The sequence below is a fragment of the Methylobacterium hispanicum genome, assembly GCF_022179285.1.
Classification (GTDB): domain Bacteria; phylum Pseudomonadota; class Alphaproteobacteria; order Rhizobiales; family Beijerinckiaceae; genus Methylobacterium; species Methylobacterium hispanicum.
Genome location: NZ_BPQO01000001.1, coordinates 1 through 25,546 on the forward strand (window position 1 = coordinate 1; position 25,546 = coordinate 25,546).

Consider the following 25,546-nt stretch of genomic DNA (forward strand, 5'->3'; position numbering starts at 1 on the left):
CACCGCGTCGAGGTAGCGCGCCTTGCGCACCTCCGGAAGGTCGGGCCGGCGCAGGAACTCGACCGAGGAGCGGATGATGGTCAGCAGGTTGTTGAAGTCGTGCGCCACCCCGCCCGTCAGCTGCCCCACAGCCTCCATCTTCTGCGACTGGCGCAACGCCTCCTCCGCCTGACGGAGCTGCTCCTGCTCGCGCAGGCGCTCGGTGACGTCGGTGCCGTACTGGAAGGCGCCGATCCGGCGCCCCTCCGCGTCGCGCAGGGCCGTGAAGGTCAGCTCGTAGCTCGCGCGCCGGACGTCGGGATCGCCGAAGGCCTCCACGACCGTGAAGTCCTCGCCCGCCAGCGCCCGCCCCCAAACCGCCCGGGTCGCCGCCCGGTGCGCGGGCCAGGGCTCCAGCAGGGCGAGGAGGTCGTCGCCGATGCGGGGCCGCACGCCGTACAGGCTCTCGAACTCGTCCGCGCAGGCCCGGTTGAGCGCGAGCACGCGGTACTCCGTGTCGAGCGCGGCGACGAGCGCGTCCGTGGTCTCGAACACGTCGGCCCAGAGCTTGCGCTGGGCGAGCGCCTCCGCGACGCGCCGCTCCAGCACGGCGTTCACCTCGCGCAGGCGCTCCTCGGCGCGCCGGCGGTCGTGGATGTCCTCGACGACGCCGTACCAGCGCAGGATCGCGCCGTCCGCGTCCCGGCGCGGGTAGGCGCGGGCGCGCATCCAGCGATAGGTGCCGCTGCGGGCGGCGCGGATCCGGTAGTCCACGTCCACCGGCTCGCCCGAGGCGAGGCAGGCGGCGAAGACCGCCTGGGTCGGCGCGATGTCGTCGGGATGGAGCGCCCGCGCCCAGCCGGCGCCCAGCGGCTCGCCCGGCGCCTGCCCCGTCAACTCGAGCCAGCGGTTGGAGTAGGAGGTGATGTTGCCCGCCGTATCGCAGGTCCAGGGCACCTGCGGGTTCAGCTCGACCGTGTGTCGGAAATGGTCCTCGCTCTCGCGCAAGGCGGCCTCGCCCAGCACCCGCGCCGTGGTCTCGGCGGTGACGCAGAGCAGGCCCGCGATCGCGCCCGCGTCGTCGCGCACGGGCGAGTAGGTGAAGGACCACCAGCTCCGCTCCGCGCGGCCGTCGCGCGAGAGGTCGAGCATCATGTCGGTCAGCACCTGGCTCTCGCCCGCGAGCGTGGCCGCGACCAGGGGCTCGATCGCGTCCCAGATGCTGGCCCAGACCTCCCGGAACGGGCGGCCGAGCGCGGTCGGCAGCCGGTAGCCGAGGAGCGGCCGGTAGGCGTCGTTGTAGAAGCAGAGCAGGTCCGGCCCCCAGGCGAGGAACATCGCCGTGGGGCATTCGAGCATCAGCGAGAGCGCGTTGCGCAGGGCCGGCGGCCAGGTCTCCGCCGGGCCGAGCGGGGTCCGCGCCCAGTCGCGGGCGCGGATCTCGTCCCCGGTGGTGCCGCCCCGGGGCAGGAAGGCGAAGGGATCGCTCACGCCGCCGGGCACCGCGGGCCCCGCGGCAGGGCCGTGGACCGGGCGACCGGCGCGGGAAGGGGAACGGGACGGGAGACGGGACGCGGACCGGACATGGATGGCATATCCGTTCTCCGCCGGCTCGGGACAAGCGGGCAGCCTGTCACAAGCGTGCGGCCTGCCCGGCGCGCGACCGACCGCTCAGAAGTTGGCACGCGCCTCGATGCTCGAATAATAGCCCGTGCCCTGGATCCGGTCGCGCACGTAGCCGACGGCGAGCGACATCTGCACCGGCCCGAAGCTCAGGCCGGACAGGTGGGCGCCGACGCGGTACTGCCGGAAGAAGTCGTCGCCGAGGAACAGCGCCTCGGGCCCGATATACACGCCGTCGGCGACCATGTAGCCGACCCGGAAGCGGGAATAGTAGGCGTTGAACTTGGTCGAGTAGGAGCCGTAGGCCGAGACCATGGTCCGGTCGGTCGGGTTGGCGTAGAAGTTGGCCGCCACCCGGAAGCCGACGCCGGTGCCGACCACCGGGTTGCCGGGATCGAGGATCGAGAGCTGGTTGCTGCGCACGTTGAAGCCGATGAAGCCGGCGAGCGCGGCGTCCCGCCAGACCCACTCGTAGCCGCCCATCAGCGAGCCTTCCTGCTGGTAGCCCGTCACCCGCGAGGCGACCTGCTGGCCCGGATAGGAGTAGGTGCCGGCGATGCCCTCGACGCGCACCCGCGCGCCGCTCACGGTCGGGGGCGCGCCGAGCGCCGCCGTGACCGTGACCGAGCCGAAGGCCGAGCTGTTCGAGGTGATGCTGGTCGAGCCGTCGACCGCGACCGCCCAGCTGTCGTCGACCGCCTGGGCCTGCGCGCCGGTGTACCAGTCCGCGCCGCCCGAGGAGACCGGCAGGTCGGCCGCGCGGGCCTGGGCGGCGGCGAGGACGGCGAGTCCCGCGAGACCGACCCTGAGACAAGTCCTGACGGATTGATCCCGGTGTGGAGAAACCACGGCCGCTCGCTCCCGGATACGCACACGCTAACGCACCGATTTCTCCGCGATGAGGGTTAACAAGCATTTCCCGCGGACTGAAAAATATCGCGCCGCGCGGCCCGGAATACCTGCCTCTCTGCCGGCTGATCAGTTTCGGGGTATGAAAGTTCGGAGGCGGCGTCCCGGGCGCGGGCCGCTCAGGCGGCGCGGGCCTCGGGCGCGCCGAGCAGCGCCGCGAGGTCTTCCTGCCGGAAGGGCTTGTCGAGCTGCAGGAAGCGGCGGGCCGCCGCCGGCAGGTGCCCGTGCGGGCTCGCCAGGATGACGCGGATGCCGGGATGCCGCTCCACCACGGTCGCGGCGAGCTGGAGGCCGGTCATCACCGGCATCGACTGGTCGGCGATCATCGCGTCGTAGGCGTCGCTCTCGGCGAGCAGCGCCAGCGCGTGCTCGCCCGAGGCCGCCTGCGTGACGCGGTGGCCGAGTTCGGCGAGCGCCTCGGCGACGCTCGCGCGCACGAGGCTGTCGCTCTCCACGAGCAGGACCCGCAGGGCGCTGGCCCAGGCGGGCGGCTCGGCGGGCGCGGCGCGCTCGGCCGCCCGCAGCCAGATCTCGGCCAGGAAGCCCTCCTCGCCGCCCCCGTCCGAGAGGAGGCGCCACGCGCCCCCGGCCTCGGCGACGAGCCGCGCGGCGGTCTCGATCCCCGCCAGCCCGGCCGCGCGCGGCACAGCGCCGGGCAGGCGCCGCCCGCTGGCCCGCAGGACGTGAACGTAGGGCCCCGCGCCCAGGCCGAGGCCGGCGGGGTCGTCCGTGCCCTCGTCCACCCGCTGCTCGGCCGCCCCGATCGCGAAGCCGTGCAGGCCGTGATCGCGGAGGTGGAAGGCGACGTTGAGGAGCGCGATCTCCAGGATGCGCTCGGCACAGAGCACCCGCGGCAGGTCCGCGGGGACGCGGTCGATCACCGGGGCGTCGCGCAGGACGTTGCCCTGCAGGAAGGGCAGGAAGGCCGCGACCGTCGCGGCGAGGTCGCTCTCGCCGACGCCCTCCTCCGACCCGCGCGCGAGGCTCAGCATGCGCCGGGTCAGGGCGGCCCCGCGCTGAGCCCCTGCCAGCGCCGTGTCGGCGAGCCGGGCGAGTTCCGGGTCGAGCCCGGGGCGGCGCCTGAGCACGCCGAGGTTGGTGAGCACCACGGTCAGCACGTCGTTGAAATCGTGGACGATGCCGTCGGTGACGCGGCGCAGGACATGGCTGCGGCGGCGCTCGTTCAGGCCAACCGGCGTGTCGGCAGCCGCCCCGAATTCGCGGCTGAGCGCGTGCACGCAGGCGCGCCCCGCCGCGTCGGTGCCGCGCAGGAAGCGCACCAGCACGCGCGCGCCGGCCCCGCCGGCGTCCGGCCGGGTGCGCAGCACCGCGTCGTGCGGGCCGTCGGCGGCGAGCGCCGCCCGCAGGGTCAGGTCGAGGAGGGCGTGGTCGGCGGGCTCGAACCGGGCCGCCAGATCGGTGAGGTCGGCCGCCCGGTCGGCGGGCGCCCCGGCCTCGTCCGGGTCCGACCAGATCACCTGCCGGGTCTCGGGATCGATCTCCCAGCAGGTCCAGCCCGACATCGCCTCGAAGGTGTGCAGCCGGCCGCGCACGCGGTCGAGCCCGGAATCGGCGCGGGCGAGCCGCGTGTCGGCGTTGCGGCCCCGGTCGTGCAGCGAGCCGGTCAGGGCCGCGATCTCGCGCACCGCCGAGGCGGGCGCCTCGCCCCCCGCGGACCCGTCCGCGAGGCGCTGCAGGGGGCGGGCGGCGCGGCCGCCGAGCATCCAGCCGAGGGCGGCGGCCGCGAGCACGAGGGCGAGGCCGAGGCCCAGCACGCGCCCGTCCGGCCCCGTGCCGGCCCGGCTCGCCGCCGACGCGTAGCCCGTCACCAGCCAGCCCGGGTTGGCGAGGTCCCGTCCGCCCCGTGTCGGCGCCGCGGCGTGCGGGCGCGGGTCGTCGGCGGCCGGCGGGGTGCCGGCGAGCGCGCGGCCGTCGGCGGCCGTCACCGTGAAGGCGAGGTCTGCGGGCAGCGCGAGGGCACGGCGCACGCGGGCCCCGATCTCGTCGAAGAGGGCCGGCGCCGCCCGGAGCTGGAGACGGTCGGACCGGCCGGGGGCGCCTAGCGCCAGCGCGACCGTGAACGCCGCGTCCGCCTCGGGCCCCGCCACGACGGCCTCGGCGTTGCGCGCCCGCGCGAACCACGGCTCGCGCGCCACGCTGGTGCCGAGGCGGCGCGGTTCGCCCGCGGCCCGCACCGTGCCGTCCGGGCCGATCAGGACCGCGTCGCGGTAGCGCGGGTTGAGGGCGAGCCAGTCCCGCACGAGGTCCGCGCGCGCCGCGTCGGCGAGATCGGGATCGTCGGGACGCAGCAGCAGCGCGACGTTGCGCGCGTCCGCGACCGCGCCGGTCAGCGCCTCGTCCACGGCCTCGGCGAAGCTGCGTGACGCCTCGGGAATCCCGCGCAGGCCCGGATCCGGATCGATGCGCGGCGCGGGGAGGCCGCCGCCCAGGCAGGCGAGCGCGAAGGCCGCCGCCGCGATGCCGGCGAGCTGGGCCGCGTTCAGGACCTTGAGCGGGATCCGGACGGAGTCCAGCATGCGGGGGCACCGGCACGGTTTGCTGAGGGAAGGCCCTCGGGCTTCCGTAGCTCCCACGAGGCGGCCAAGCCGCTTAAGGGCGGGTTAACACCATCGGCAGGGCGCGACAAAATACCTCTTCAGGTTGTGATTTTCTATTCTATTACTCGCAAAACGAGCATCCGACCGCGTTGCTGCACCGCACGGTCAGCGGGCGGGACAGGCCGGCATTAAAGTAGTTTTCACGACGCGCGGCTCATATCGCGAGATCAATCCTTTACGGCGGCGCCGAAAACACATCCCCCCTCCGGCCAAGCCAGCCCGACCATGCGCAGGGTGCACGGTACAGGATCGTACGCAGCTCGGCCCGCGTCTTCCGGAGGAGACAGAAAATATGTTCCCTGAGCGACAAAGCGACATAATCTGGTGATGAGGGGATTCCTGAACTTGGAGCGGCTGGCGTGATGTGGGCGGTGCGGTGGCTGGCCTGGATGGGGGTGACGGCGGCCGGCCTCGTCCTGCTGAGCCAGCCTGTCGGCACGCAGAACCAGCTCGCCATGAGCCTCGCCGCGATGGCGGCGATGATCGGGCTCTGGCTCTTCCTGGATGGGCCGCGCAGCCGCTTCGTCTTCCTGGCGATGGGGAGCCTGGTGGTGCTGCGCTACATCCTGTGGCGCGTCACCGACACCCTGCCCTCGCCGGGCGACCCGGTCAGCTTCGGCTTCGGGCTGCTGCTGCTGATCGGCGAATTGTACTGCGTCTTCATCCTCTTCGTGAGCCTGATCATCAATGCCGAGCCGCTCCGGCGCCGGCCGCCGCCGGCCGCGGCGGCCGCGGATCTGCCCGCCGTCGACGTCTTCGTGCCGAGCTACAACGAGGACGCCGCGATCCTGGCGATGACCCTCGCGGCCGCGCGGCAGATGAACTACCCGCCCGACAAGCTCACCGTCTGGCTGCTCGACGACGGCGGCACCGACCAGAAATGCGCCGACCCGACGCCCGAGAAGGCCGCCGCCGCCCGCGCCCGCCGGGCCGAATTGCAGGCGCTCTGCGCCGACCTCGGCTGCCGCTACCTGACCCGGGCGCGCAACGAGCACGCCAAGGCCGGCAACCTCAACAACGGGCTGGCCCACGCGCGGGGCGCGATCGTGGTGGTGCTCGACGCCGACCACGTGCCCTTCCGCTCGTTCCTGGCCGAGACGGTCGGCTACTTCGCCGAGGACCCGAAGCTGTTCCTCGTCCAGACCCCGCACGCCTTCCTCAACCCGGACCCGATCGAGCGGAACCTGCGCACCTTCGCGCGCATGCCCTCCGAGAACGAGATGTTCTACTCGGTGACGCAAGCCGGGCTCGACAAGTGGAACGGCTCATTCTTCTGCGGCTCGGCGGCGCTCCTGCGCCGCACGGCGCTCGACGAGGCCGGGGGCTTCTCCGGCATCACCATCACGGAGGATTGCGAGACCGCCTTCGAGCTGCATTCGCGCGGCTGGACCAGCGCCTACGTGGACACCCCGCTGATCGCGGGCCTGCAGCCCGACACGCTCGCCGACTTCATCGGCCAGCGCTCGCGCTGGTGCCAGGGCATGTTCCAGATCCTGCTCCTGAAGAACCCGGCCTTCCAGCGGGGTCTGAAGCCGATCCAGAAGATCGCCTACCTGTCGAGCATGACCTTCTGGTTCTTCCCCGTGCCGCGGCTGATCTTCATGTTCGCGCCGCTGTTGCACATCTTTTTCGACCTGAAGATCTTCGTGGCGAGCGTGGACGAATCGATCGCCTATACGGCGACCTACATCGTCATCAACCTGATGATGCAGAACTACGTCTACGGCAAGTTCCGCTGGCCCTTCGTCTCGGAGCTGTACGAGTACGTCCAGGGCCTCTACCTGTCGAAGGCGATCGTCTCGGTGATCTGGTCGCCGAGGAAGCCCACCTTCAACGTCACCAACAAGGGCGCGACGCTCGATCACGACCACCTCTCGTCGCTCGCCGGCCCCTTCTTCGCGGTCTACGCGCTGCTCGCGACCGGCTGCGCGGTGGCGGCCTACCGCTACCTGTTCGAGCCGGGGGTGACGAACCTGATGCTGGTCGTCGGCCTGTGGAACCTCTTCAACCTGCTGACCGCGGGCGCCGCCCTCGGGGTCTGCGCCGAGCGGCGGCAGCTGGAGCGCATGCCCTCGCTGCCGATCGATCGGCGCGGACACCTCACGCTCGGGGGCCGGGCCGTGGACGTGGCGGTGGAGCGCGTCTCGGCGGAGGGCTGCACCGTGCGGATGCCGGCGGCCGCGCTCGGCCCGGGGGCCGGCCACCGGCCGCTGCCCGGGACGCTGGCGGTCGTGCCGGTCGCGGGCGCGCGGGCCGCCGGCGCCCTGCCGGTGGTGCTCGGCCCGGTCGAGCGCGTTGGCGACGAGGCGGTCTGCCGCCTCGCCTTCGGCGCGCTGCGGACCCAGGACTACGTCGCGCTCTCCGGGCTGATGTACGGCGACGCCGCGGCCATGCGCCGCTTCCAGATGCGGCGGCGGCGGCACAAGGACCTCTTCACCGGCACGCTGCAATTCGTCTGGTGGGGCCTGACCGAGCCGGTCCGGGCCCTGCGCTACGCGCTCGCGGGCGAGCCGGCCTCCGCTGCCGACACGGCGCCGGCCGCGGCCCGGGTCGCGGCGCCCGCCTACGACGCGCCGGAGCCCGCCGCCCCGGGAGCGCGGCCGGTGCCCCCGAGCCCGGCCCCCGCCCCGGTCCCGGCCGCCCGCCCCGTCGAAACCGCCCGGCTGCCCGCCGAGGCCGAGAGCGACTGGGTCCGCCTGATGCTCGACTTCGAGAACGACCGCGCGCTCGCCGGGCAGGACCGGCGCCGCACCGGGACGGCGTGAGCGCGCGATGAGGTCCCGCACCCGACATTCGGCCGGTGGCTTGGTCGGCGCGCTCGCACGGGCCGCGGTGCTGATCGCGGCGCTGGCGGCGTCCGCAGGGCTCGCCGCCGGGCCCACCGCCGCCCAGAGCTTCCTCGGCGCCGGCCCGGCCGAGCGCCTGACGGTGCCGCCGACCGGCGACGCCCTGCGTCCGCCGCCGCCGCCGCCCGCCGCGCCGGCCCGGCCCGCCGCGCCCGAGGCCGAGCGCCGGATCTCCCCGCAGGCGGCGATCGCGCCGGCCCGGCGCTTCCCGGCCGGCACGCGGGGCTACCGCCTGTCGGGCGAGGAGGCCTCGCTCGCCTTCCCGGTCTACCTCACCGAGGCCCAGGCCCGGGGGAGCGCGCGGCTGCGCGTCTCCTACATCTCGTCGATCTCGGTCGCGCCCGAATCCTCGGAACTCGTGGGCAGCGTCAACGGCCAGCGGGTCGGCTGGACCCGGATCCAGGCGCCGGGCGCCGTGAAGGTGGTCGAGTTCGTCCTGCCCGAGGGCCTGCTGAAGGCGGGCTACAACGCCGTCACCCTGGCGGCGAGCCAGCGCCACCGTGTCGATTGCTCGATCGAGGCCACCTACGAGCTCTGGACTCAGATCGATCCCTCCCGCTCCGGCCTCGTGGTGCCGCCCGCGGGCGACCTCGACCTGAAGACGCTGGCAGCGCTGGAGCCCGACGAGAGCGGGGCGCTGCCCGTGGGCGTCATCCTCGCCGAGAAGCCGAGCCTGGAGCGCCTGGAGCGGATGATCGGCGCCGTACAGGCAGTGGCCCTGGTCGGGCGCCTCGCGCGGCCCGCCGTCACGTTCGGCGCCCCGCTCAATGGGCGCACCGGCGTGAACCTCCTGGTCGGCACGGCGGCCGAGATCCGCGGCTACGAGGGCATCGAGGAGGTCGGACCGATCACCGGGCCGCGCCTCGCCCTGCTGCCGCAGCGGGGGAGCCGGGCGCCGGTCCTCGTGGTCACGGGCCCCGGCGGGGCGGACGTGCGCCAGGCCATCGCCACGCTCGCGGCATCGGGCCAAGCATCGGGCCAAACATCCGGCCAAGCATCGGGCCAGGGCGAAGAGGGCCCCGCCGGGACGCCGGCCGGCACGGACCTCACCACCCTCACCCGCGGCTATCCGATCCGCGGCGGCGAGGATCTGACGCTCGAGCGGCTGGGGGTGGCGACCCGCGAGTTCAGCGGCCGCCAGCTCCGGGTCGCCTTCGAGGTGCGCTTCCCGGCCGATTTCGTGCCGGCCGACTACGGCAAGGTGATGCTGCATCTGGCCGGCGGCTACGCGGCGGGGCTGGAACCGAGCGCCCAGATCGTGGTGGACATCAACGGCCGCAACGCGGCGAGCGTGGCGCTGCCCTACAGTCGCGGCGAGGTCTTCGACGACAGCGCCATCCCGCTCCCCCTGAGCCTGTGGCGGCCGGGCCTGAACCGGGTCGAGATCAGCGCCCAGCTGCCGGCGCTGGCGGACCGGGCCTGCGACACGCTGGCGCCCGCCATGAAGCGGGCCCGCTTCCTCTTCCTCGACCGGACGCGCCTCGTCGTGCCCGCCCTCGCCCGCGCGGTGCGCCAGCCCGATCTCGCCGCCGTGAAGGCCGGCGCCGTGCCCTTCCTGGCGCCGGGCGCCCGCCCGCGCCTCGTCCTGCCGACGCCCGACCGCGACTCGGCGGACGCCGCCGCGACGCTCGTGGCCCGGCTCGCCATCGCGGCGGGCCGCGTCATCGACTTCGAGCTCGCCACCGACGAGCGGGCGGGCGGAGGGGCCGCAGGCGGCGGCGCGAGCCTCGTTGTCGCCCCGGTGCGCGCGCTCAACCCGGTGACGCTCCAGGCGGTCGGCCTCGATCCGGACCAGGTCCGGCGGATCTGGGAGGGCCGGGCCGAGACCGTGGCCACGCCCGGCCCCTTCGGGACCGAGGGCGTGCTCACCCTCGACCGGCTGCGCCGCAACCTGCCGATGCGCTGCGCCCTGCCGCCCTCCGCGACGCCCCTGCGCGTTGCCTCGGCGGCGCAACCCCCGGCGCCGCCCGCGCCCCAGCGTCCCGCCGGCCCCGCCGCCGCGCCGGCCGGGGGGGCGTCCGCCGCCCCCGCGGCGGTCCCGCCCGCCCCCGCCAGCGAGGCCGAGCTCATCGCCCGCTGGGACGAGTCCGTCCGCGGGACGAGCGTGCTGCCGGCCGTTCTGGCCGGGGCCTGGGACGGGCTCGTCCGGCACGCGGCTCAGGCGCGCGAGACGGTCTCCGGCTGGACCGACGGCGCGCCCAGCGAGGCCGTCCCGCTCAATCCCCGCGCCTCGCTGATCGTGGCGGAGGGCGGCGCCCGCTTCGACGAGACCACCGTGCTGGTCACCGCCCCGAACCCCTCGATGCTCAAGGCCTCGGTCTCCTGCCTGGTCGATCCCGTGGTCTGGACGCGCCTCGTCGGCCAGGCGGCCTTCCTGGACGCCTCCGACGGCAACCTCAGCATCGTCGAGCCCAGGAGCGTCGGGCTGATCGAGACGCAGCCGCGCAGCCTCGCCAACCTCCGGCTGGTCTCGGCCGCGTGGCTCTCGCTCAATCCCGGGATCTACGTCGGCATGACGCTGCTGATGGCCCTCTGCCTCGGCCTCGCCACGACGGCCCTGGTGCGCCAGCTCGGCCGGAGGAACACGTGAGCCTCGCCACGCGCGCGCGCGCCGCCCTCCTCGCGGCTCTCCTCCTCGCGGCGCTCCCGGCGGGCGCCCCCGCGCGGGCTCAGGACGCCCAGCAGGGCGAGGCCGTCACCGTGCCGCCCGCCACCGCCGTGCCGGGCGCCCCCCAGCCCGCGGCCCCGAGCCGCCCTGCGTCGGGTCCGGCGCTGGCCGGCAGCCTCGGCGACGATCCCGGCTGGCGCGCCTACCGGGCCCGATTCGTGACCGAGCGCGGCCGCATCGTCGACACCGCCAACGGGCTGATCAGCCACAGCGAGGGCCAGGGCTACGGCCTGCTGCTCGCCGTGGCGGCGGGCGACCGCGCCGCCTTCGAGCGGATCTGGGGCTGGACCCGCGCCAACCTGATGGTGCGCACCGACGAGCTGATCGCCTGGCGCTGGACCCCCGACCAGCGCCCCGCTGTCTCCGACATGAACAACGCCACCGACGGCGACATCCTCGTCGCCTGGGCGCTCACCGAGGCGGCGGAGGCCTGGGGCGAGCCGTCCTACCGCACGGCCGCGCGCCGCATCGCCGTCGAGTTCGGCCGCAAGACCATCCTGTTCAAGGACCCGCACGGGCCGCTGCTTCTGCCGGCCGTCTCCGGCTTCTCCGCGCGCGAGCGCGCGGACGGGCCCCTCGTCAACCTGTCCTACTGGGTCTTCCCCGCCCTGCAGCGGCTCGCGATCGTGGCGCCGGAATACGACTGGGCGGCGCTGATCCGCAGCGGCGTCGCGGTGCTGCGCGGGTCGCGCTTCGGTCCCGCGAGCCTGCCGACCGAGTGGATCTCGGCCAAGGAGGAGAGCCTGCGCCCGGCCGACGGCTTCCCACCGCTGTTCTCGTACAACGCGGTGCGCGTGCCGCTCTACCTCGCCTGGGCCGGCGTCGGGCGCCCGGAGGACTACGCGCCGTTCCAGGCGCTCTGGGGCGGCATCGACCGCGAGCGCCTGCCGATCGTCGACACCCGGGACGGCCGGCCCGTGGAGTGGCTGAGCGAACCGGGCTACACGGCGCTGCCGGCCCTCGTCGCCTGCGCGCGCGACGGCACGCCCATCCCCGAATCCCTGCGCACGGTGCAGGACAACCAGAACTACTATCCGACGACCCTCCACCTGCTCGCGCTGACCGCGGCCCGGATGCGCTACCCGTCATGCCTCAGATCGTGACCCCGCGGGCCGGCCTCGCCCTCGCGCTCCTGCTCGCCGGGGCGGCGCCCGCCGCCGCCCAGGGAGGCTCCTCCGGCAGCAGCTCCGGCAATCCCGCCGACAATCCGGCCGGCGGGGCGGCGGCCCCGCGGGTGGTCTACGGCGACGGCGCCCGCGCGCCCGCGATCCTGGTCGATCCCGAGACCTCGACGACCCCCGGCATGGTCGACGAGAGCGCGCTGCGCTACTACGCCTCGCAGAAGCAGACCGCCCGCATGAAGGCGGAGATCGCCCGGCTGCGGCGGCTCTACCCGGGCTGGAGCGAGCCCGCCGACCTCGACAGCCTCCAGCCGAGCCCGCCCGAGGAGGCCCCGCTCTGGGACCTCTTCACCGCGGGCCGCTTCCAGGATCTGCGCGCCGCGATCGACGCGCGCCGCTCGGTCGATCCGGCCTGGCAGCCCTCGGAGGAACTGGCGCGCAAGCTGCGCCGGGCCGAGTTCCGCAGCAGCGTCCGGGCGGCGGGGAAGAACCCGGAGGCGGTCGTGGCCCTCTACCGCGCCGACCCGAGCGCCCTCGACCCCGCCGACGTCGAGAGCATCTGGACGATCGCGGACGCGCTGGCCGCGACCGGCGCCGCCGAGGACGCGTTCAACCTCTACAAGTCCGTGCTCGACGGCAGCGGCGACGCCGGCGCGCGCCTCGCCACGATCCAGAAGGCCATGGCCCACATCAAGATGGACCAGGCCGAACGCCTGATCGCCATGGGTCGCCAGGACCCGGGTCGCCAGGACCCGGGGCGTCAGGATCCGGGGCGTCAGGGCGCCGAGGGCGGTTCCGAGTTCGACGCGATCCGCCTCGACATCACCCGGGCGCGCATCGCGGCCTTCCTGCACGACGAGCCGGCCCAGACCCCTTCGGTGGCCGACCTCACCGCCTTCCAAGCCTATGCCCGCAAGAGCGGCGACCCGAGCCAGACGGGGCTGCTCGGCTGGTACGCCTACAAGCGCCGCCAGTTCCGCGAGGCGCTCGAATGGTTCAAGCAGGCCATCGCCCGCGGGGGCGACGCGATGGTGGCGCACGGCCTCGCCCACACCCTGCGGGAACTCAACATGATGCGCGAGGCCGAGGAGGTCGCCTACGCGTGGCGCGACCGCTTCGTCGGCAACGAGCTGCTGTTCATCGACATCCTCGAGCGCAAGCTGACGCTCGCCAACCCGCCCTTCATCGAGCCCGCCCGGATCGAGCGCTACGCGAAGGTGGTGAACGCGACCGCCTCCGGCGAGGGCGCGCAGGGGCTGGCGTGGTACGCCTACAATTCCTGCCAGTTCGACGCGGCGCTGGAGTGGTTTCAGCGCGCCGTCGCGTGGCTGCCGGGCGAGAGCACGGTGTTCGGCTACGCGCTCACCCTGCAGCGGCTGAAGCGGCAGCGGCCCTATCTGGAGGTGGTCAACCGCTACGACGGGCTGTTCCCGAAGGTGGTCGAGATGCTGTTCCGCGAGGATACGGGCGGACCGCCCCTGCCCTGCGCGAACCAGCCGCCGCCGGCCCCGGCCGGTCGGGGCGCCGCGCGGCCGGAGCCGCCGAGGCCCGACCCGCAGGCCTCCTACGGCCGCGTGCCGCGGCCCGACGCGGGCGGACGGGGCGAGGCGGTGCCGCCGGCCGTGCAGCGCAACGAGTTCCCGCTCGCCGTGCCCCTCGACAACCCGCTGCGCTATCCGCCGGCCTCGGTGCAGCGCGCGCTCGCCGAGGCGCCCGCGCCCGGAACCTACGCCCGTGAGCCGGCCACGCAGAGCCCGCCCCTGGTGGCGCGCCGCGTGCCGGGCGCGGGCACGATGCCCTACGAGCGCTACGGCTACACCCTGCTGCGCGGCTACAACGGCCTCGACAAGCCGGAGACCCTGGGCCCGCCGCCGCAGGGCACCCTCTGGCAGGACCAGCAGGCCGAGCGCGGCCGCAACGCCGCCGAGGGCGACCGCTTCTCGGTGCCGGGCCGCGCCGCCTCCGAGCGCTCGGCCGCGAACGACAAGGGCTATCCGTGAGACCAGGCCTCCGCGCGCTCGCCCTCGCGGCCGCCCTCGCCCTCGCGGCCGCCGCGGCCTGGCCCGCCGCGGCCCAGCCCGCGCCGGTCCTGCGCCTGCCCGGCGCCGGCCCGGTCGAGGCGGTGATCGAGACGCGCCTGCGCGACGGCTTCGACCAGCGCATCCGGTACGAAGGCGGCGATGGGCGCAACCACGCCGAGATCGCGCTGCGCAACGAGACCGGCGACCTCCTGCTGGCCTTCCCGCCCCGGCTCGCCAAGCCGAGCGAGTTCGGCATCGCGGGCGAGATCGCGGTGCGCTTCCCCGGCCAGGTCCTGCGCGTGCAGGCCGCGCCGCGCCGGAACGTCTACGGCCCGGTCGGCATCGCGCTCGGGGCCGACTGCCTCTACGCGTGGCAATGGTTCGAGCGGCCGGCCGTCGGCGCCCGCGCGGCGGGCAACGGGCTGTTCGGCCCGCTCTCCGCCGCGACCGCGGGGCGGCGCGCGCTCTCGCTGCGGATCCGCCTCTGCCGCACGGCCGAGGCCAGCCTGGCCGACCTCGTCGCCGCCGTCGAGCACATGACCATCGCGCTGCCGGGCGCCACGGGCCTCGCCGGCCCGGCCCCGCTCGCCGCCCGGCCGCCGGCGGCCCGCACCCACCGGCGCAAGCCCCGCCCCGCGCAGGCGGCGCGGCCCGCACCGGCCCGGCCGGCGCCCGAGGCGCGGCCGCAGCCCGAGCCGCGCCAGGAAGCCGCCCCCGCGCCGGCCCCGCCGCCCGCCGCCCGCCAGCAATCCGCGCCGCTGGTGCCGCCGCCCCCGCAGCCGACGCCCGGCGATGCCGGCCGCCGCTACCTCGCCCCGACCGCGCCCGAGACCCAGGCCCCGGCCGCCCAGCCCGCGCCCGGCCAGCCCGCACCGGCCCCGGGCACGCAGCGCTACATCACCGAACCGCCGCGCTCGCCCGAGATGCCGAGCCCCGCCCCCGGCCGCGGCACGGGCGAGAGCCTGTCGCGCGACCTCCCCTCGGAAGCCTACCGCCCGCCCCCGGAGCGCGGGGGACGCTGAGGCCGCCGGTCACGCCGCTCCCGCGACCGGCGCCGCGATCCCGAAGGTCTCGCAGACCGTGCGCCCGGCCGCGAGGCCGGCCTCCCACTCCGCCTCCCGGGCGAGCTTGGCCTCGGCGTCGCCGATGCGGGCGCGCACCGTGGCGGGCGAGAGCGCGACCAGCCCGTCGTCGTCGCCGATGACGAGGTCGCCCGGCGCGACGAGCCGCCCCCCGACGACGACCGCCGCGTTGACCGCCCCGCGCTCGGCGGAGGAGGGCCCGCGCGGCGTGACCGCCCGGGTGAAGACGGCGAGGTCGGGCCAGCCCGCCAGGATCGCGACGTCGCGGATCGCCCCGTCGCAGACGAGGCCCGCGCCGCCCCGGCGCCGCAGGTGGCCGCCGACGATCTCGCCGATCATCGCCGTCTCGGCGCGGCCGCCGGCCGCGATCACCAGCACGTCGCCCGGGCCGATCCGCTCGACGGCGTGCAGCACCGCGCCGAAATCCGGCGGCTCGCACAGCGCCGTCACCGCGCGGCCGAACAGGCGCGGCTGGCGCCCCGGCGGATTGAGCGGCCGGATCGCCGGGTCGATCTGGTCGGCCCCGCGGGCGAGGTCGGCGGCCACCGCGGCCGGCACCGCGCGCCAGCGCGCGAGCTCGTCCTCGCTCAGGGTGTCGGCGGGTGGGGCGTGAATCGTGACGGGCATCGGATCTCCGCTTCGTCGAAGGCCAAGCTGCTGTAAGAGGGCGCACGGCCGGGCCTCGGGCGCCGGCCTCACGGCACGACGCGGGCGGACCATACCATGACAGGCTCGGCCAACTCCCTGGACGCGGCCCTCGGACGGATCGGGACGGGCCGGTTCCAGGCCCGGCTCCTCGGGATCTTCGGCCTCGTCTGGGCGGCCGACGCGATGCAGGTGCTGGCCATCGGCTTCGCGGCGCCGACGCTCGCGGCCTCCTTCGGCATCGCCGTGCCGCAGGCGATCCAGGTCGGCACTGCCTTCTTCCTCGGCATGATGCTGGGCGCCTGGGGCTTCGGGCGCCTCGCCGACCGGGTCGGGCGGCGGGCGGTCCTGATCGGCACGGTGCTGGCGGACGCCGTCTTCGGCCTCGCCTCGGCGCTGGCGCCCGACTTCACGAGCCTGCTGGTGCTGCGCTTCCTCACCGGCGCCGCCGTCGGCGGGACCCTGCCGGTGGACTACGCCGCGATGGCCGAGTTCCTGCCGGTCGCCCGCCGCGGGCGCTGGCTCGTGCTGCTCGAGGCGTTCTGGGCGCTCGGCACGCTGGCGCTGGCGCTGGCGAGCTGGGCGGCGGCCGCGTGGGGCGGACCGGACGGTTGGCGCTGGATCTTCGCGGCCACCGCCCTGCCGGCGCTCGTCGGCGTCGCCCTGCGCTTCTGGGTGCCGGAATCGCCCTATTTCCTCTGGCGCCGGGGCCGGCTCGACGAGGCCGACCGGGTGCTCGCCCGGATGGCGGCGGCGAACGGGCGCTCGCACCAGGCGGGCACGCTCCGGCGCGAATCCGAGGCCGGCCCGCGCCCCCGGCTCCTCGCCCCGCCCCTGCGGCGGCCGTTCCTGCTGATCCTGACCGTGTGGCTCCTGGTCTCGATGGCCTATTACGGGCTGTTCGTCTGGCTGCCCGCCCAGCTCGCGGCCTCGGGGCTCGGCTTCCTGCACGCCCAGGGCTTCCTCGTTCTGGTGGCGCTCGCCCAGCTGCCCGGCTACGCGCTCGCGGCCTACGGAGTCGAGCGCTGGGGGCGGCGGCGCACGCTGATCGGCTTCCTGCTGGCGGCGGCCGCCGGCTGCTCGCTCTACGTCGCGACCCGCGATCCCCTGGTGATCTCGGGCGCGACCCTGCTGATGAGCTTCGCCATGCTCGGCGCCTGGGGCGCGCTCTACGCCTTCACGCCGGAACTCTTCCCCACCGCCGCCCGCGCCACCGGCATGGGTGCCGCCGGGGCGCTGGCGCGCGTCGGCGGGCTGCTCGCGCCCTCGGCGCTCGGGCTCGTGGTGGCGGTGAGCTTCGCGGCGGCGATCGGGCTGTTCGCGGTGCTCCTCGCGCTCGCCGCCCTCGCGGTCGCGGGGATCCGCGAGGAGACGCGCGGGCGGGTGCTGGACTGAGACCTACTCGTCCGCCTTCGCCTTGGCCGGCTTGCTCGCCGCCTTGGCCTGCTGCGCGGGCTTCGGAGCGGGCTTGGCGGCGGCCTTGTGCGCCGGCTTCGCCTTGGCGGCCGGGATCACGGGCGCCTCGGCCGCCGTGGAGGTGTAGGCGGTCGCGCTCTGGGGGATGCCGGATTGCGGCTTGCGCGCGGCGGCCTTGGGCGCCGCCTTGGCGGCCAGGGAAGCGGGCTTCGCCGCCGGCTTGGCCGGCGCGTTCGCCCTGGCCTCGGCGGCCCGCTCCTTCGCCTGCGCGAGCTTGGCCGCCCGAGCCTCCTTCGCGGCCTCGCGCTTGGCCTTGGCGGCCTCGAGCTTGGCGGCGCGGGCCTCCGCCGCGGCGGTCTTGGCCGCGTTCTCCTGCTCGGCCAGCAGGGTCTGTCCCTCGGCCGGGCTGCGGCCGATCCAGACCGCGACCGGCTGCAGCGGCGCGCGCGGCGGCAGCGCGCGATTGCGGACCGCCGCGGTGCTGAAGGCCGCCAGCGCGGCGGCCGGCGAGGCGGCGGCGGTCTGGCCCATGAACTGCGCGATCGCGCCCTCGGCCCCGTTGCCCGCGATGGCGCCCGGTCCCTCGTCGATCGCGGGGGCCTTGCGGCCGCCGCAGATGAAGGGCCGCATGTCGGGCGGCGCGGCGCTCGCCGAGGCCGGCAGCGCGTCGAGGCTCTGGCTGGTCCAGCCGGGCGACTGGGTGAAGGCGTAGTCGAACAGGTCGGCCGTCTTCAGGTCGCGCTCGCGCGCGCTCGGCTGGCCCATCACCACGGCGATGATCCGGCGCCCGTTGCGGGTCGCGCTCGCCACCACGTTGAAGCCGCCCGAGCAGATGAAGCCGGTCTTCATCCCGTCGGCGCCCGCGTAGCGGCCGAGCAGGCCGTTGTGGTTGGCCATCACGGCCTTGCCGAACTGGATCGCCGGGATCGCGAACAGGTCGCGGTTCTGCGGGAAGTCGCGCATCAGCGCGCGGGCGAGCACCGCCATGTCGCGGGCCGAGGTCCATTGCCGGGCGTCGGGCAGGCCGTTCGGGTTGTACCAGCGGCTCTCGTGCATGCCGATGCGCCGCGAGGTCTCGTTCATCATGTCCGCGAACCCCTCGACGGAGCCGCCGAGGCTCTCGCCGATCGCCCAGGACACGTCGTTGGCCGACTTGACCATGATGATCTTGAGGGCGTTGTCGAGGGTGAGCTGGGTGCCCGGCCGGAAGCCCATCTTCGAGGGCGGCTCGGCGGCGGCCGCCGGCGAGATGGTCACGAGCGTGTCGAGGGAGGCGCGGCCCTGCCGCACGAGGTCGAGGGCGACGTAGGCCGTCATCAGCTTGGTGATGGAGGCCGGGTACCACGGGTCGGTCGCGGCCTGCCCGTAGATCACCTTGCCGGTCTCGGCGTCGACCAGCAGGATCGGCGCCGTGGCGGCTTCGGCCGCGCCGACGAGGACCGCGAGCGCCGCGACCGCCCCTGCGAGACGCTTCAGAATTCGATTCGACATCCGGCCTGACTTCGGTGTGGAACGCCGCGGCTGTGCCCGAGACCCGCCGCCCCTTCGCACCGCCGAACGCCTCGGCGGAGGTAGGACGTGTCGGTCGTCCGGCGAGCCCGGTCGAACGGATCTGCACCCCGGAAGCCTTCAACGCGGCTACCGTGGCGAGAGCATGGCGCCCCCGCGATGGCGGATCCAGCCCGGGTCGCCTATCTGGCTGGCTTGTGCACCGCGCAAAGGTCGCGGCGGGGCCTCACGGCGGGACGATGGCGTACGCGGTCAAGGAACTCTTCCACACCCTGCAGGGCGAGGGCGCGCAGGCCGGCCGCGCGGCCGTGTTCTGCCGGTTCGCCGGCTGCAACCTCTGGTCGGGCCGGGAGGAGGACCGCGCGAGCGCCGCCTGCCGCTTCTGCGACACGGACTTCGTCGGCATGGACGGGCCGGGCGGCGGGCGCTTCGCCGAAGCCGATTCGCTGGCCGAGGCCATCGGCCGGACCTGGGAGGGCGGCGCGCACGCGCGCTACGTGGTCTTCACCGGCGGCGAGCCGCTGCTGCAGCTCGACGCCCCGCTGATCGACGCGGTCCACGCCCGCGGCTTCGAGATCGCGGTCGAGACCAACGGCACGCTTCAGGCCCCCGAGGGCATCGACTGGATCTGCGTCAGCCCGAAGGGGGCGAACCCGCTGGTCCAGCGCGGCGGCCACGAGTTGAAGCTCGTCTTCCCCCAGGCCGGGATCGATCCGGCCGCGCTCGCCGACCTGCCCTTCCGCCACCGCTTCCTGCAGCCGATGGACGGCCCGGCCCAGGCCGAGAACACCCGCGCGGCGGTGGAATACTGCCGCCGCGACGCCCGCTGGCGCCTGTCGCTCCAGACGCACAAGATCCTCGACATTCCCTGAGGCGCGCTCAGCGCGGCCCGCCGCCCCGGCGCATGGCGATCTCCTGGCCCTCCTGGCGCACAGCGCCCGAGGGCGCCTCGGCCGCGTTGGGGATCGGATGCATGCCCTCGTTGGCCGTCCGGGAGGTGGGCCGGCCCGCGGCCGGGTCACCGGCCGCCCGCTTCATCGCGAGCGCCCGCCGGGCATTCGCCACGAGGCCGCCGCGCGTGGCCTGCACGCGCCGCCGCTCGTGCTCCTTGTTGGCGCGCTTCACCGCGGCGGCGAGCAGCGCCGCCTTCTCGCGGCTGCCCGCGTCGTCGCTCGCGGGCCGCGTTCCGGACGGGGCGGCCCGGCCCCGGATCTCGCGGCGCTGGCGCTGGGCGATGCCGCGGGCCCGGTCGCGCCGCTCGCGCAGGCGCCGCAGCAGGTCGAGGAGATCCCCGTCCCCGATGGACTGGATGCGCGGATGGTGGGTCTGGCCGACGAGCTCGGCCTCGTCGGCGGTGAGCAGGCGTGCTTCCCGGCGGCTGGAGACGGACATGGGCGATCCTCCCTGAAGGCTTCGCGTGGCTCTCCGGGCGACCACGGGCCGCCCGACGATGCTAACGCAAAGCCCCACGGGAAGCGCCGTTCCATGCCTTGTCCCTGGGCGTGCGCTCGCTCACACCGGGATCAGGACCGAAGGATGATCATCGAGGCCGCCCCGCGGGGACGGCCCGGTCAGGCGGCGCGTCGTCGCGCCACCGCGGCGTAGGTATCGACGACCGGAACCGGCGCGAGCGCGCCGGTCGCCCGCAGGATGCCCTGGGCACCGGCAAGGGCATCGGGGCGCAGCTCCAGCCCGAGGAAGCGCGGGCGCTCGAACGGGCCCGGCATGGCGAGATCAGCCGCCACCGCCCCGTCGAAGCCGAAGCGGGCGTAGTAGGGCGCGTCGCCGACGAGCAGCACCGCGCCGTGGCCGAGCGCCTCCGCCCGGCCGAGCGCCGCCTGCATCAGCACGCTGCCGAGCCCCTGGCGCTGGATCGCCGGATCGACGGCCAGCGGGCCAAGCAGCAGCGCGGGGCAGCCGCCCGCATCGACGTTCCACAGGCGCACGGTGCCGACGAGCCGGCCGGCGCGCGTCGCCGTGAAGGCGAGGCCGCGCGCGGGGAGACGTCCTTCGCGCAGGCGCTCGGAGGTCTTGGCGAAGCGGTTCGGGCCGAAGCAGGCGTCGAGCAGGCGCTCGCGCGGCGCGACGTCGGCGGCGTGCTCGGTGCGGATCTCGATCATGACCGATCATCCCCGGGGATCGATGAAGGGGGCGTGGACACGAGGCCGCCCGGACCGCGGAGCGCGGCCGGACGGGGATCTGCAAGGCTTTGCAGCGTGGGGTTCGAGACCCCCTGAGCGCGGAGCACGTTCCGCGCTCCGAGCGCCGGGTCAGATCACGATCTGGCGCAGGGGCGGGAAGCCGTTGAAGGCCACCGCCGCGTAGGTCGTGGTGTAGGCGCCCGCGCCCTCGATCAGCACCTTGTCGCCGATCGAGAGGGAGACCGGCAGCGGGTAGTGCTGCTTCTCGTAGAGAACGTCGACCGAGTCGCAGGTCGGCCCGGCGATGACGCAGGGGCTCATGCGGTCGGCGTCGTGCTCCGTGCGGATCGCGTAGCGGATCGACTCGTCCATCGTCTCGGCGAGGCCACCGAACTTGCCGATGTCGAGATAGACCCAGCGCACCTCGTCCTCGGCCTGCGACTTCTTCGAGACCAGCACCACCTCCGCCTCGATCAGGCCGGCGTTGCCGACCATGCCGCGGCCCGGCTCGATGATCGTCTCGGGGATCCGGTTGCCGAAATGCTTGGTGAGCGCGCGGAAGATCGCGTCGCCGTAGCTCTCCACGCCCGGAACCGCCTTGAGGTACTTGGTCGGGAAGCCGCCGCCGAGGTTGACCATCGACAGGCCGATGCCCCGGGTGGCGCAGTCCTGGAAGATCGCCGAGGCCGAGGCCAGCGCCCCGTCCCAGGCCTCGGTGTTGGCCTGCTGCGAGCCGACGTGGAACGACACGCCGTAGGCGTGGAGGCCCTGGCGGTGGGCGTGCTCCAGCACGTCGACCGCCATCTCGGGCACGCAGCCGAACTTGCGCGAGAGCGGCCAGTCGGCGCCCGCGCCGTCGCAGAGGATGCGGCAGAAGACCTGGATCTCGGCCGTCTCGACGGCGGCGGCCTGCGCCGCGCGCGCGATCTTGTCGGCCTCGACCTCGCAGTCGATCGCGAACAGGCGGATGCCGAGCTTCAGCGCGCGGACGACGTCGCGCTCCTTCTTGATGGTGTTGCCGAAGGAGATGCGGTCGGGCGAGGCGCCGGCGGCCAGCGCCATCTCGATCTCGGCGACGGAGGCCGTGTCGAAGCAGGAGCCCATCTCGGCGAGCAGGCGCAGCACTTCCGGGGCCGGGTTCGCCTTCACGGCGTAGAACACCCGGGTGTCGGGCAGCGCACGGGCGAACGCCGTGTAGTTGTCGCGCACCACGTCGAGGTCGAGCACCATCACCGGGCCCTCGTCCTGGCCGAGGTCGCGGCGCACGCGCAGGAAGTCGCGGATACGGTCGGTCATGAGCGTTCCCCAGCAGATATCGGCTGCGCCCGGCCTGTGCGGGCGCATGATGTCGATCGTGACGGCCGTGTGGGGCCGTCGGCGTCAGGGGGCGATGCGTCGCGGCACCCGCACGCGTTGGAGACGCGCGGATGAACGCGGGCGCGGGAAGCACCCGGAAGCTGCCGTGGATTGGTAGGGGGAAACCCCAACCGCACGCCGGGCAAGGATAAACAAGCCTCTTCGGTGCCGGCCTTTGGAGGGCCGACGAGACCAAAAAAGCCCGTTCGTCGTTGCTTTAAGCTGCGTCCCCCGTGGAGAGCGGGGTTCGCCGGTTTCGCCTCCGGCTGTCGGTTGTTGTCGGGGTCTGGTGTCGCCACCCGGATGCCGGCCGTAGGGATCCACCCTTGCGACCATCGATCCTTTAAGACCCCTGGCGGCTGTCCGGCAGTTGACCGGATGCCCACCAACCGACACGCGGCCACAGGCACGTGCGAAATTGGGCAAGCGCGATATACGGCCGACGGCACTCCGCCACAAGGCGCAAGGCTGTGTTTTCCGGGTGGAATCCACCGACGAACCCGCCTGTTGCAGAAACGCCGCGGCACCGTCGCGCGGGCTTCCCAAACAGGCGCCGTGCGGGCATGTCGTTCCGTCAGGGACGACGTCCCGGATCGGCCAAGCGGTCCGGCCGGGACGGGCACGCACCCGGAGCTTGAGCGCCACCATGGTCCGCCCGACGATGCCGCCCGCCCGCCCTACCCCGGAATCCCCCCGGTGAGCGCAGTCCGCGCACGCACGGCGTCGCACCCGCCCGCGCCCGCGGAGACCGCCGTGCCGCACATCGTCCTGCGCCCCGCGCGGCGCGCCGACCTCGACGCCCTCGTGGCGCTCGAGCACGCCGCCTTCGCGACCGACCGGGCCGAGCGCAGGGCGATCCGCCACGCGATCGACTCGGCCACCATGAGCGTCATTGCGGCGCTCGCCGTCGAGGATGGAGAGGAAATTCTGGTCGGGGCCGCGGTTCTGGAGCGGCGGCGCTCCAGCCGGATCGCGCGGCTCTCCTCGATCGCGGTCGCGCCCTCGCGCGGGGGGCTGGGCATCGGCGGTCGGCTCCTCGACGCCGCGGAGGCCGAGGCTCGCGCCCACGGCTGCGACCGCCTGCGCCTGGAGGTCCGGGCCGACAACGGCGCCGGCATCCGGCTCTACGAGCGGCGGGACTACGCGCGCTTCGCGGTACGGCCGGACTACTACGAGGACGGGATGGAGGCCTGGCGCTACGAGAAGGCGCTGGGGGAGGCGTAGGACGCGGCAGAGGCGCGGATCATTCTTTCTCCGGCACCTGTTTCGAGTGGGACCGATGCGTCCGCGCCGCTCTCCCTCCCCCTCTGCGGGGGAGGGCTTTGCGTGGAGCGGAAGGGCGCTCGGTCCAGGGACCGTGCGACGCACGAGGAGAATGGCTTCCCCTCGCGACGATCCGGCTCTGTCTCAGTCGCAGCTCTCCTTGGTCACCGTCTTACGGTCGCCGTACTCGTTCGTCTTGGTGACGGTCTTCGAGGCGCAGCCGTCGCTGGTCTCGCGGGTCTCGACGGTCTTGCGCTCGACGGCGGGCCTGTCGACCACGACCGTGTCGGGGGCGTCGCGACGGATCACCGTGGTCTCGGCGCTGGCGGCCTGCGGGAGAAGGCCCGCCAGGACGAGGGCGGCGGGGACGAGAAGGCGCATGGGTCGTGCTCCGTGAGAATCCGAATGCCCAGGAACGGTAAGCCTCGCCTTGCGGTTCCGGAGGCCGCAGCCCCGCAACCCGGGGATGCGGAGGGATGGACGACGAGCCGGTGGGGCCGCGTGATCGGTGGGATCGTGACCGGGACAGCGGGAGCCGGGACGGGAGCGGTCGGGGAAGCTTTGACGATTAGGGAATCCTTGGCGGCTCGCGCGCTAGCAGGGCATCAGTCCCGTCCCCGGGCGGTCCGGGAGCCGAGCAGGGCTGCCCGATGGCCGTGATCGTCGCCTTCGTCCTGAACGCCGGCCTGAGCTTCGGGCTCGGGCTGCTGCTGGCGATGCTGCTCGGGCCGGCCGATTTCGGGCGCTTCGCGCTGGCCACGGCCGGCGCCATCGTTCTGAACACCCTGCTGCTGGAATGGCTGCGCCTGTCGGCGACGCGGTTCTACTCGGACCGGGTGCGGCTCGACGCGCCCTGGATCCGGCACAGCCTCGACCGGGCCTACGGGCTGATCGGCCTCGCCCTGATGGCGGCGGCGGCGGTCGCGCTGGCGGTGGGCTACCGCGAGGGGCCGGACGGACGGGCCGCGATGCTCGCCGGCACGATGGTGGCCGCCGTCGGCAACGGGGTGTTCGACTACCACGCCGCGCTCGCCCGCGCCCGCTTCGACGGGCGTCTCTACCTCGGCCTGATGGCGGCCAAGAACGTGCTGGCCTTCGTCGGGATGGCGGGGGCCGCATGGCTCCTCGTCCACCCCGCCTGGGTGCTGGCGGCGGCGGGCATCGGCCCGATCCTCTCGGTGCTGATGCTCTACGGGCCCCTGCGCGATCCGGCATCGAGCCCGGTCGGGGCGCGGATCCGCACGACCTGGCGGCAGTTCCTGGCCTACGGCCTGCCCCTGATCGCCGCGACCGCGGTCTACCAGCTCCTGCCCTTCCTCAACCGCGGCGTGATCGCGGCCCATGGCGGCTTCGCGGAGGCCGGCTACTTCGCGCTCGCCGCGGACGTGGCCGGCCGCAGCATCACGACGCTCGGCACCGCGCTCGACCTCCTGCTGTTCCAGTTCGCGGTGCGGGCCGAGGAGCAGCACGGGCGGGCGGCGGCGGAGGCGCAGGTGGCGCGCAACGCCGCCGTCGTGGTCGCCCTGCTCATGCCCTGCGCGGTCGGATTCTGGGCCGTGCTGCCGGCGATCCAGGGCCTCGTCGTGCCGGAGGCCTATCGGGGGCCCTTCGGCTTCTACGCCGGCCTGCTGCTGCCGGGCCTGTTCTGCCTCGCGATCATGTTCTACGCCCTCAACCCGGTCTTCCAGATCCGCCGCCGGACGCTTCCCGTGATCGCAGCGGCCGGCGCCGGGCTCGCCGTCAACGGGGTCGGCCTCCTCGTCCTGCCGGGTCTCGCCGGGCCGGCCGGCGTGCCGCTCGCCCAGACGGCGGGCCTCTGTACCGGCTGCGCCTGGCTCGGCTGGCGGGCGCTCACCGGCCCCGACCGGCTGCGCCTGCCCTGGGGGACGCTGGCGGGCGCCGCGGCCGCGAGCCTCGCCATGGGGGCGGCGCTGGCGCCCTTGCGCCACCTCGAACCGGCCCGGGCACTGGCGCTCCAGCTGCCGATCGGCATCGCGCTCTACGGCGGCCTCGTCTGGATCTTCGACATCGCCGGCCTGCGGCGGATGGTGGAGGGGGCGCTGCGCCGCGCCCCGGCGGTGCCGGCGGAGTGAGACCGTTCGTTTCCGGTTGAATGGTTCGGCCGTGGAGCATGGATCGCGCCGCGCCCCCTCTCCCTACAGGAGAGGGGACCCGCGCCTCATCGTGAGCGGGTTCGCAGAACCGAACGGTTCAACCGAGTCCCGTATGAAACCCCTTCCTCCTCCGCGACACAGCCAGTGCTTGAATCGCCGGTATGCTCCCGCATGATCCTGTCCTAAGAACGCTTCAAGAAAGCCGGCCCGAGGCCGGCGCGTCAGGGCAGGAAAC

Annotated in this window: 18 protein-coding genes; 9 read left to right on the plus strand and 9 right to left on the minus strand. The window is 74.4% G+C overall.

Going from position 1 to position 25,546, the window contains the following annotated elements; genetic code table 11:
* The 3 genes from MFF56_RS00005 to MFF56_RS00015 all read right to left on the minus strand — a co-directional run.
* On the minus strand, window positions 1-1,470 hold a 1,470-nt coding region (locus MFF56_RS00005; RefSeq protein ID WP_238229281.1), incomplete at its 3' end, for a PAS domain-containing protein.
* Between the two features lie 180 nt (window positions 1,471-1,650).
* Window positions 1,651-2,352 carry a cellulose biosynthesis protein BcsS gene (gene bcsS, locus MFF56_RS00010; RefSeq protein WP_238229354.1) on the minus strand — a complete coding sequence of 234 codons (702 nt, stop codon included), beginning with the start codon at window positions 2,350-2,352 and terminating at the stop codon, window positions 1,651-1,653.
* Between the two features lie 278 nt (window positions 2,353-2,630).
* The gene (locus MFF56_RS00015; protein ID WP_238229282.1) at window positions 2,631-5,048 is read right to left on the minus strand and encodes a response regulator; all 2,418 of its coding nucleotides are present in this window, start codon (window positions 5,046-5,048) and stop codon (window positions 2,631-2,633) included.
* Between the two features lie 443 nt (window positions 5,049-5,491).
* On the opposite strand from MFF56_RS00015, the gene bcsA reads away from it, so the two are divergent.
* From bcsA to bcsN, 5 genes are read left to right on the plus strand one after another with little or no spacing between them, the layout of a single operon-like run.
* On the plus strand, window positions 5,492-7,894 hold the full coding sequence (gene bcsA, locus MFF56_RS00020) for a UDP-forming cellulose synthase catalytic subunit (RefSeq protein ID WP_238229283.1): 2,403 nt from the start codon (window positions 5,492-5,494) through the stop codon (window positions 7,892-7,894).
* A 7-nt stretch (window positions 7,895-7,901) separates the two neighbouring features.
* A complete protein-coding gene (locus MFF56_RS00025; RefSeq protein ID WP_238229284.1) occupies window positions 7,902-10,565 on the plus strand; it encodes a cellulose biosynthesis cyclic di-GMP-binding regulatory protein BcsB in 2,664 nt (887 codons plus the stop codon).
* Window positions 10,562-11,746, plus strand: a complete 1,185-nt coding sequence (locus MFF56_RS00030; protein ID WP_066925584.1) for a family 8 glycosyl hydrolase — start codon at window positions 10,562-10,564, stop codon at window positions 11,744-11,746. The genes MFF56_RS00025 and MFF56_RS00030 overlap by 4 nt, the downstream gene beginning before the upstream one ends.
* Window positions 11,731-13,764: a hypothetical protein gene (locus MFF56_RS00035; RefSeq protein ID WP_066925587.1), complete on the plus strand. Its 2,034-nt coding sequence runs from the start codon at window positions 11,731-11,733 to the stop codon at window positions 13,762-13,764. Before MFF56_RS00030 ends, MFF56_RS00035 begins: the two co-directional genes overlap by 16 nt.
* Window positions 13,761-14,807 carry a cellulose biosynthesis protein BcsN gene (bcsN, locus tag MFF56_RS00040; protein ID WP_238229285.1) on the plus strand — a complete coding sequence of 349 codons (1,047 nt, stop codon included), beginning with the start codon at window positions 13,761-13,763 and terminating at the stop codon, window positions 14,805-14,807. Before MFF56_RS00035 ends, bcsN begins: the two co-directional genes overlap by 4 nt.
* 9 nt (window positions 14,808-14,816) lie before the next feature.
* On the opposite strand, the gene MFF56_RS00045 is transcribed toward bcsN, so the two are convergent.
* The gene (locus MFF56_RS00045; protein ID WP_066922715.1) at window positions 14,817-15,494 is read right to left on the minus strand and encodes an RraA family protein; all 678 of its coding nucleotides are present in this window, start codon (window positions 15,492-15,494) and stop codon (window positions 14,817-14,819) included.
* Window positions 15,495-15,590: 96 nt separating this feature from the next.
* Between MFF56_RS00045 and MFF56_RS00050 the strand changes: the two genes are divergently transcribed.
* Entirely contained in the window at window positions 15,591-16,907 is a 1,317-nt protein-coding gene (locus tag MFF56_RS00050; protein WP_066922713.1) for an MFS transporter, read from the plus strand.
* Window positions 16,908-16,910: 3 nt separating this feature from the next.
* On the opposite strand, the gene MFF56_RS00055 is transcribed toward MFF56_RS00050, so the two are convergent.
* Complete coding sequence (locus MFF56_RS00055) at window positions 16,911-18,419, minus strand: D-alanyl-D-alanine carboxypeptidase family protein (RefSeq protein WP_066922711.1); 1,509 nt, start codon at window positions 18,417-18,419, stop codon at window positions 16,911-16,913.
* Between the two features lie 257 nt (window positions 18,420-18,676).
* Between MFF56_RS00055 and queE the strand changes: the two genes are divergently transcribed.
* On the plus strand, window positions 18,677-19,309 hold the full coding sequence (queE, locus tag MFF56_RS00060; protein ID WP_238229286.1) for a 7-carboxy-7-deazaguanine synthase: 633 nt from the start codon (window positions 18,677-18,679) through the stop codon (window positions 19,307-19,309).
* Between the two features lie 7 nt (window positions 19,310-19,316).
* On the opposite strand, the gene MFF56_RS00065 is transcribed toward queE, so the two are convergent.
* The 3 genes from MFF56_RS00065 to MFF56_RS00075 all read right to left on the minus strand — a co-directional run bounded on the left by MFF56_RS00065 (window position 19,317) and on the right by MFF56_RS00075 (window position 21,874).
* Window positions 19,317-19,829, minus strand: coding sequence for a hypothetical protein (locus MFF56_RS00065; RefSeq protein WP_066922768.1), 513 nt, complete (start codon window positions 19,827-19,829; stop codon window positions 19,317-19,319).
* A 179-nt stretch (window positions 19,830-20,008) separates the two neighbouring features.
* Window positions 20,009-20,557, minus strand: coding sequence for a GNAT family N-acetyltransferase (locus tag MFF56_RS00070; protein WP_238229287.1), 549 nt, complete (start codon window positions 20,555-20,557; stop codon window positions 20,009-20,011).
* A gap of 150 nt (window positions 20,558-20,707) precedes the next feature.
* Window positions 20,708-21,874 carry a type III PLP-dependent enzyme gene (locus MFF56_RS00075; protein ID WP_066924557.1) on the minus strand — a complete coding sequence of 389 codons (1,167 nt, stop codon included), beginning with the start codon at window positions 21,872-21,874 and terminating at the stop codon, window positions 20,708-20,710.
* A gap of 813 nt (window positions 21,875-22,687) precedes the next feature.
* On the opposite strand from MFF56_RS00075, the gene MFF56_RS00080 reads away from it, so the two are divergent.
* Complete coding sequence (locus tag MFF56_RS00080; RefSeq protein ID WP_238229288.1) at window positions 22,688-23,158, plus strand: GNAT family N-acetyltransferase; 471 nt, start codon at window positions 22,688-22,690, stop codon at window positions 23,156-23,158.
* A 183-nt stretch (window positions 23,159-23,341) separates the two neighbouring features.
* Here the strand turns inward: MFF56_RS00080 and MFF56_RS00085 are convergent, their stop codons facing one another.
* Window positions 23,342-23,578 carry a hypothetical protein gene (locus MFF56_RS00085; protein ID WP_066927232.1) on the minus strand — a complete coding sequence of 79 codons (237 nt, stop codon included), beginning with the start codon at window positions 23,576-23,578 and terminating at the stop codon, window positions 23,342-23,344.
* 269 nt (window positions 23,579-23,847) lie between these two features.
* Between MFF56_RS00085 and MFF56_RS00090 the strand changes: the two genes are divergently transcribed.
* Entirely contained in the window at window positions 23,848-25,290 is a 1,443-nt protein-coding gene (locus MFF56_RS00090; RefSeq protein ID WP_238229289.1) for a lipopolysaccharide biosynthesis protein, read from the plus strand.
* The last annotated feature ends 256 nt before the right edge of the window (window positions 25,291-25,546 follow it).

Bases quoted from the DNA above. Each gene is read 5' to 3' on its own strand.
- MFF56_RS00035 (WP_066925587.1), top strand. From the start codon at position 11,731: ATGCCTCAGATCGTGACCCCGCGGGCCGGCCTCGCCCTCGCGCTCCTG.
- MFF56_RS00045 (WP_066922715.1), bottom strand. From the start codon at position 15,494: ATGCCCGTCACGATTCACGCCCCACCCGCCGACACCCTGAGCGAGGAC.
- MFF56_RS00090 (WP_238229289.1), top strand. From the start codon at position 23,848: ATGGCCGTGATCGTCGCCTTCGTCCTGAACGCCGGCCTGAGCTTCGGG.
- bcsA (WP_238229283.1), top strand. From the start codon at position 5,492: ATGTGGGCGGTGCGGTGGCTGGCCTGGATGGGGGTGACGGCGGCCGGC.
- MFF56_RS00025 (WP_238229284.1), top strand. From the start codon at position 7,902: ATGAGGTCCCGCACCCGACATTCGGCCGGTGGCTTGGTCGGCGCGCTC.
- MFF56_RS00065 (WP_066922768.1), bottom strand. From the start codon at position 19,829: ATGTCCGTCTCCAGCCGCCGGGAAGCACGCCTGCTCACCGCCGACGAG.
- MFF56_RS00085 (WP_066927232.1), bottom strand. From the start codon at position 23,578: ATGCGCCTTCTCGTCCCCGCCGCCCTCGTCCTGGCGGGCCTTCTCCCG.
- MFF56_RS00015 (WP_238229282.1), bottom strand. From the start codon at position 5,048: ATGCTGGACTCCGTCCGGATCCCGCTCAAGGTCCTGAACGCGGCCCAG.
- MFF56_RS00055 (WP_066922711.1), bottom strand. From the start codon at position 18,419: ATGTCGAATCGAATTCTGAAGCGTCTCGCAGGGGCGGTCGCGGCGCTC.
- MFF56_RS00075 (WP_066924557.1), bottom strand. From the start codon at position 21,874: ATGACCGACCGTATCCGCGACTTCCTGCGCGTGCGCCGCGACCTCGGC.
- MFF56_RS00050 (WP_066922713.1), top strand. From the start codon at position 15,591: ATGACAGGCTCGGCCAACTCCCTGGACGCGGCCCTCGGACGGATCGGG.
- queE (WP_238229286.1), top strand. From the start codon at position 18,677: ATGGCGTACGCGGTCAAGGAACTCTTCCACACCCTGCAGGGCGAGGGC.
- MFF56_RS00070 (WP_238229287.1), bottom strand. From the start codon at position 20,557: ATGATCGAGATCCGCACCGAGCACGCCGCCGACGTCGCGCCGCGCGAG.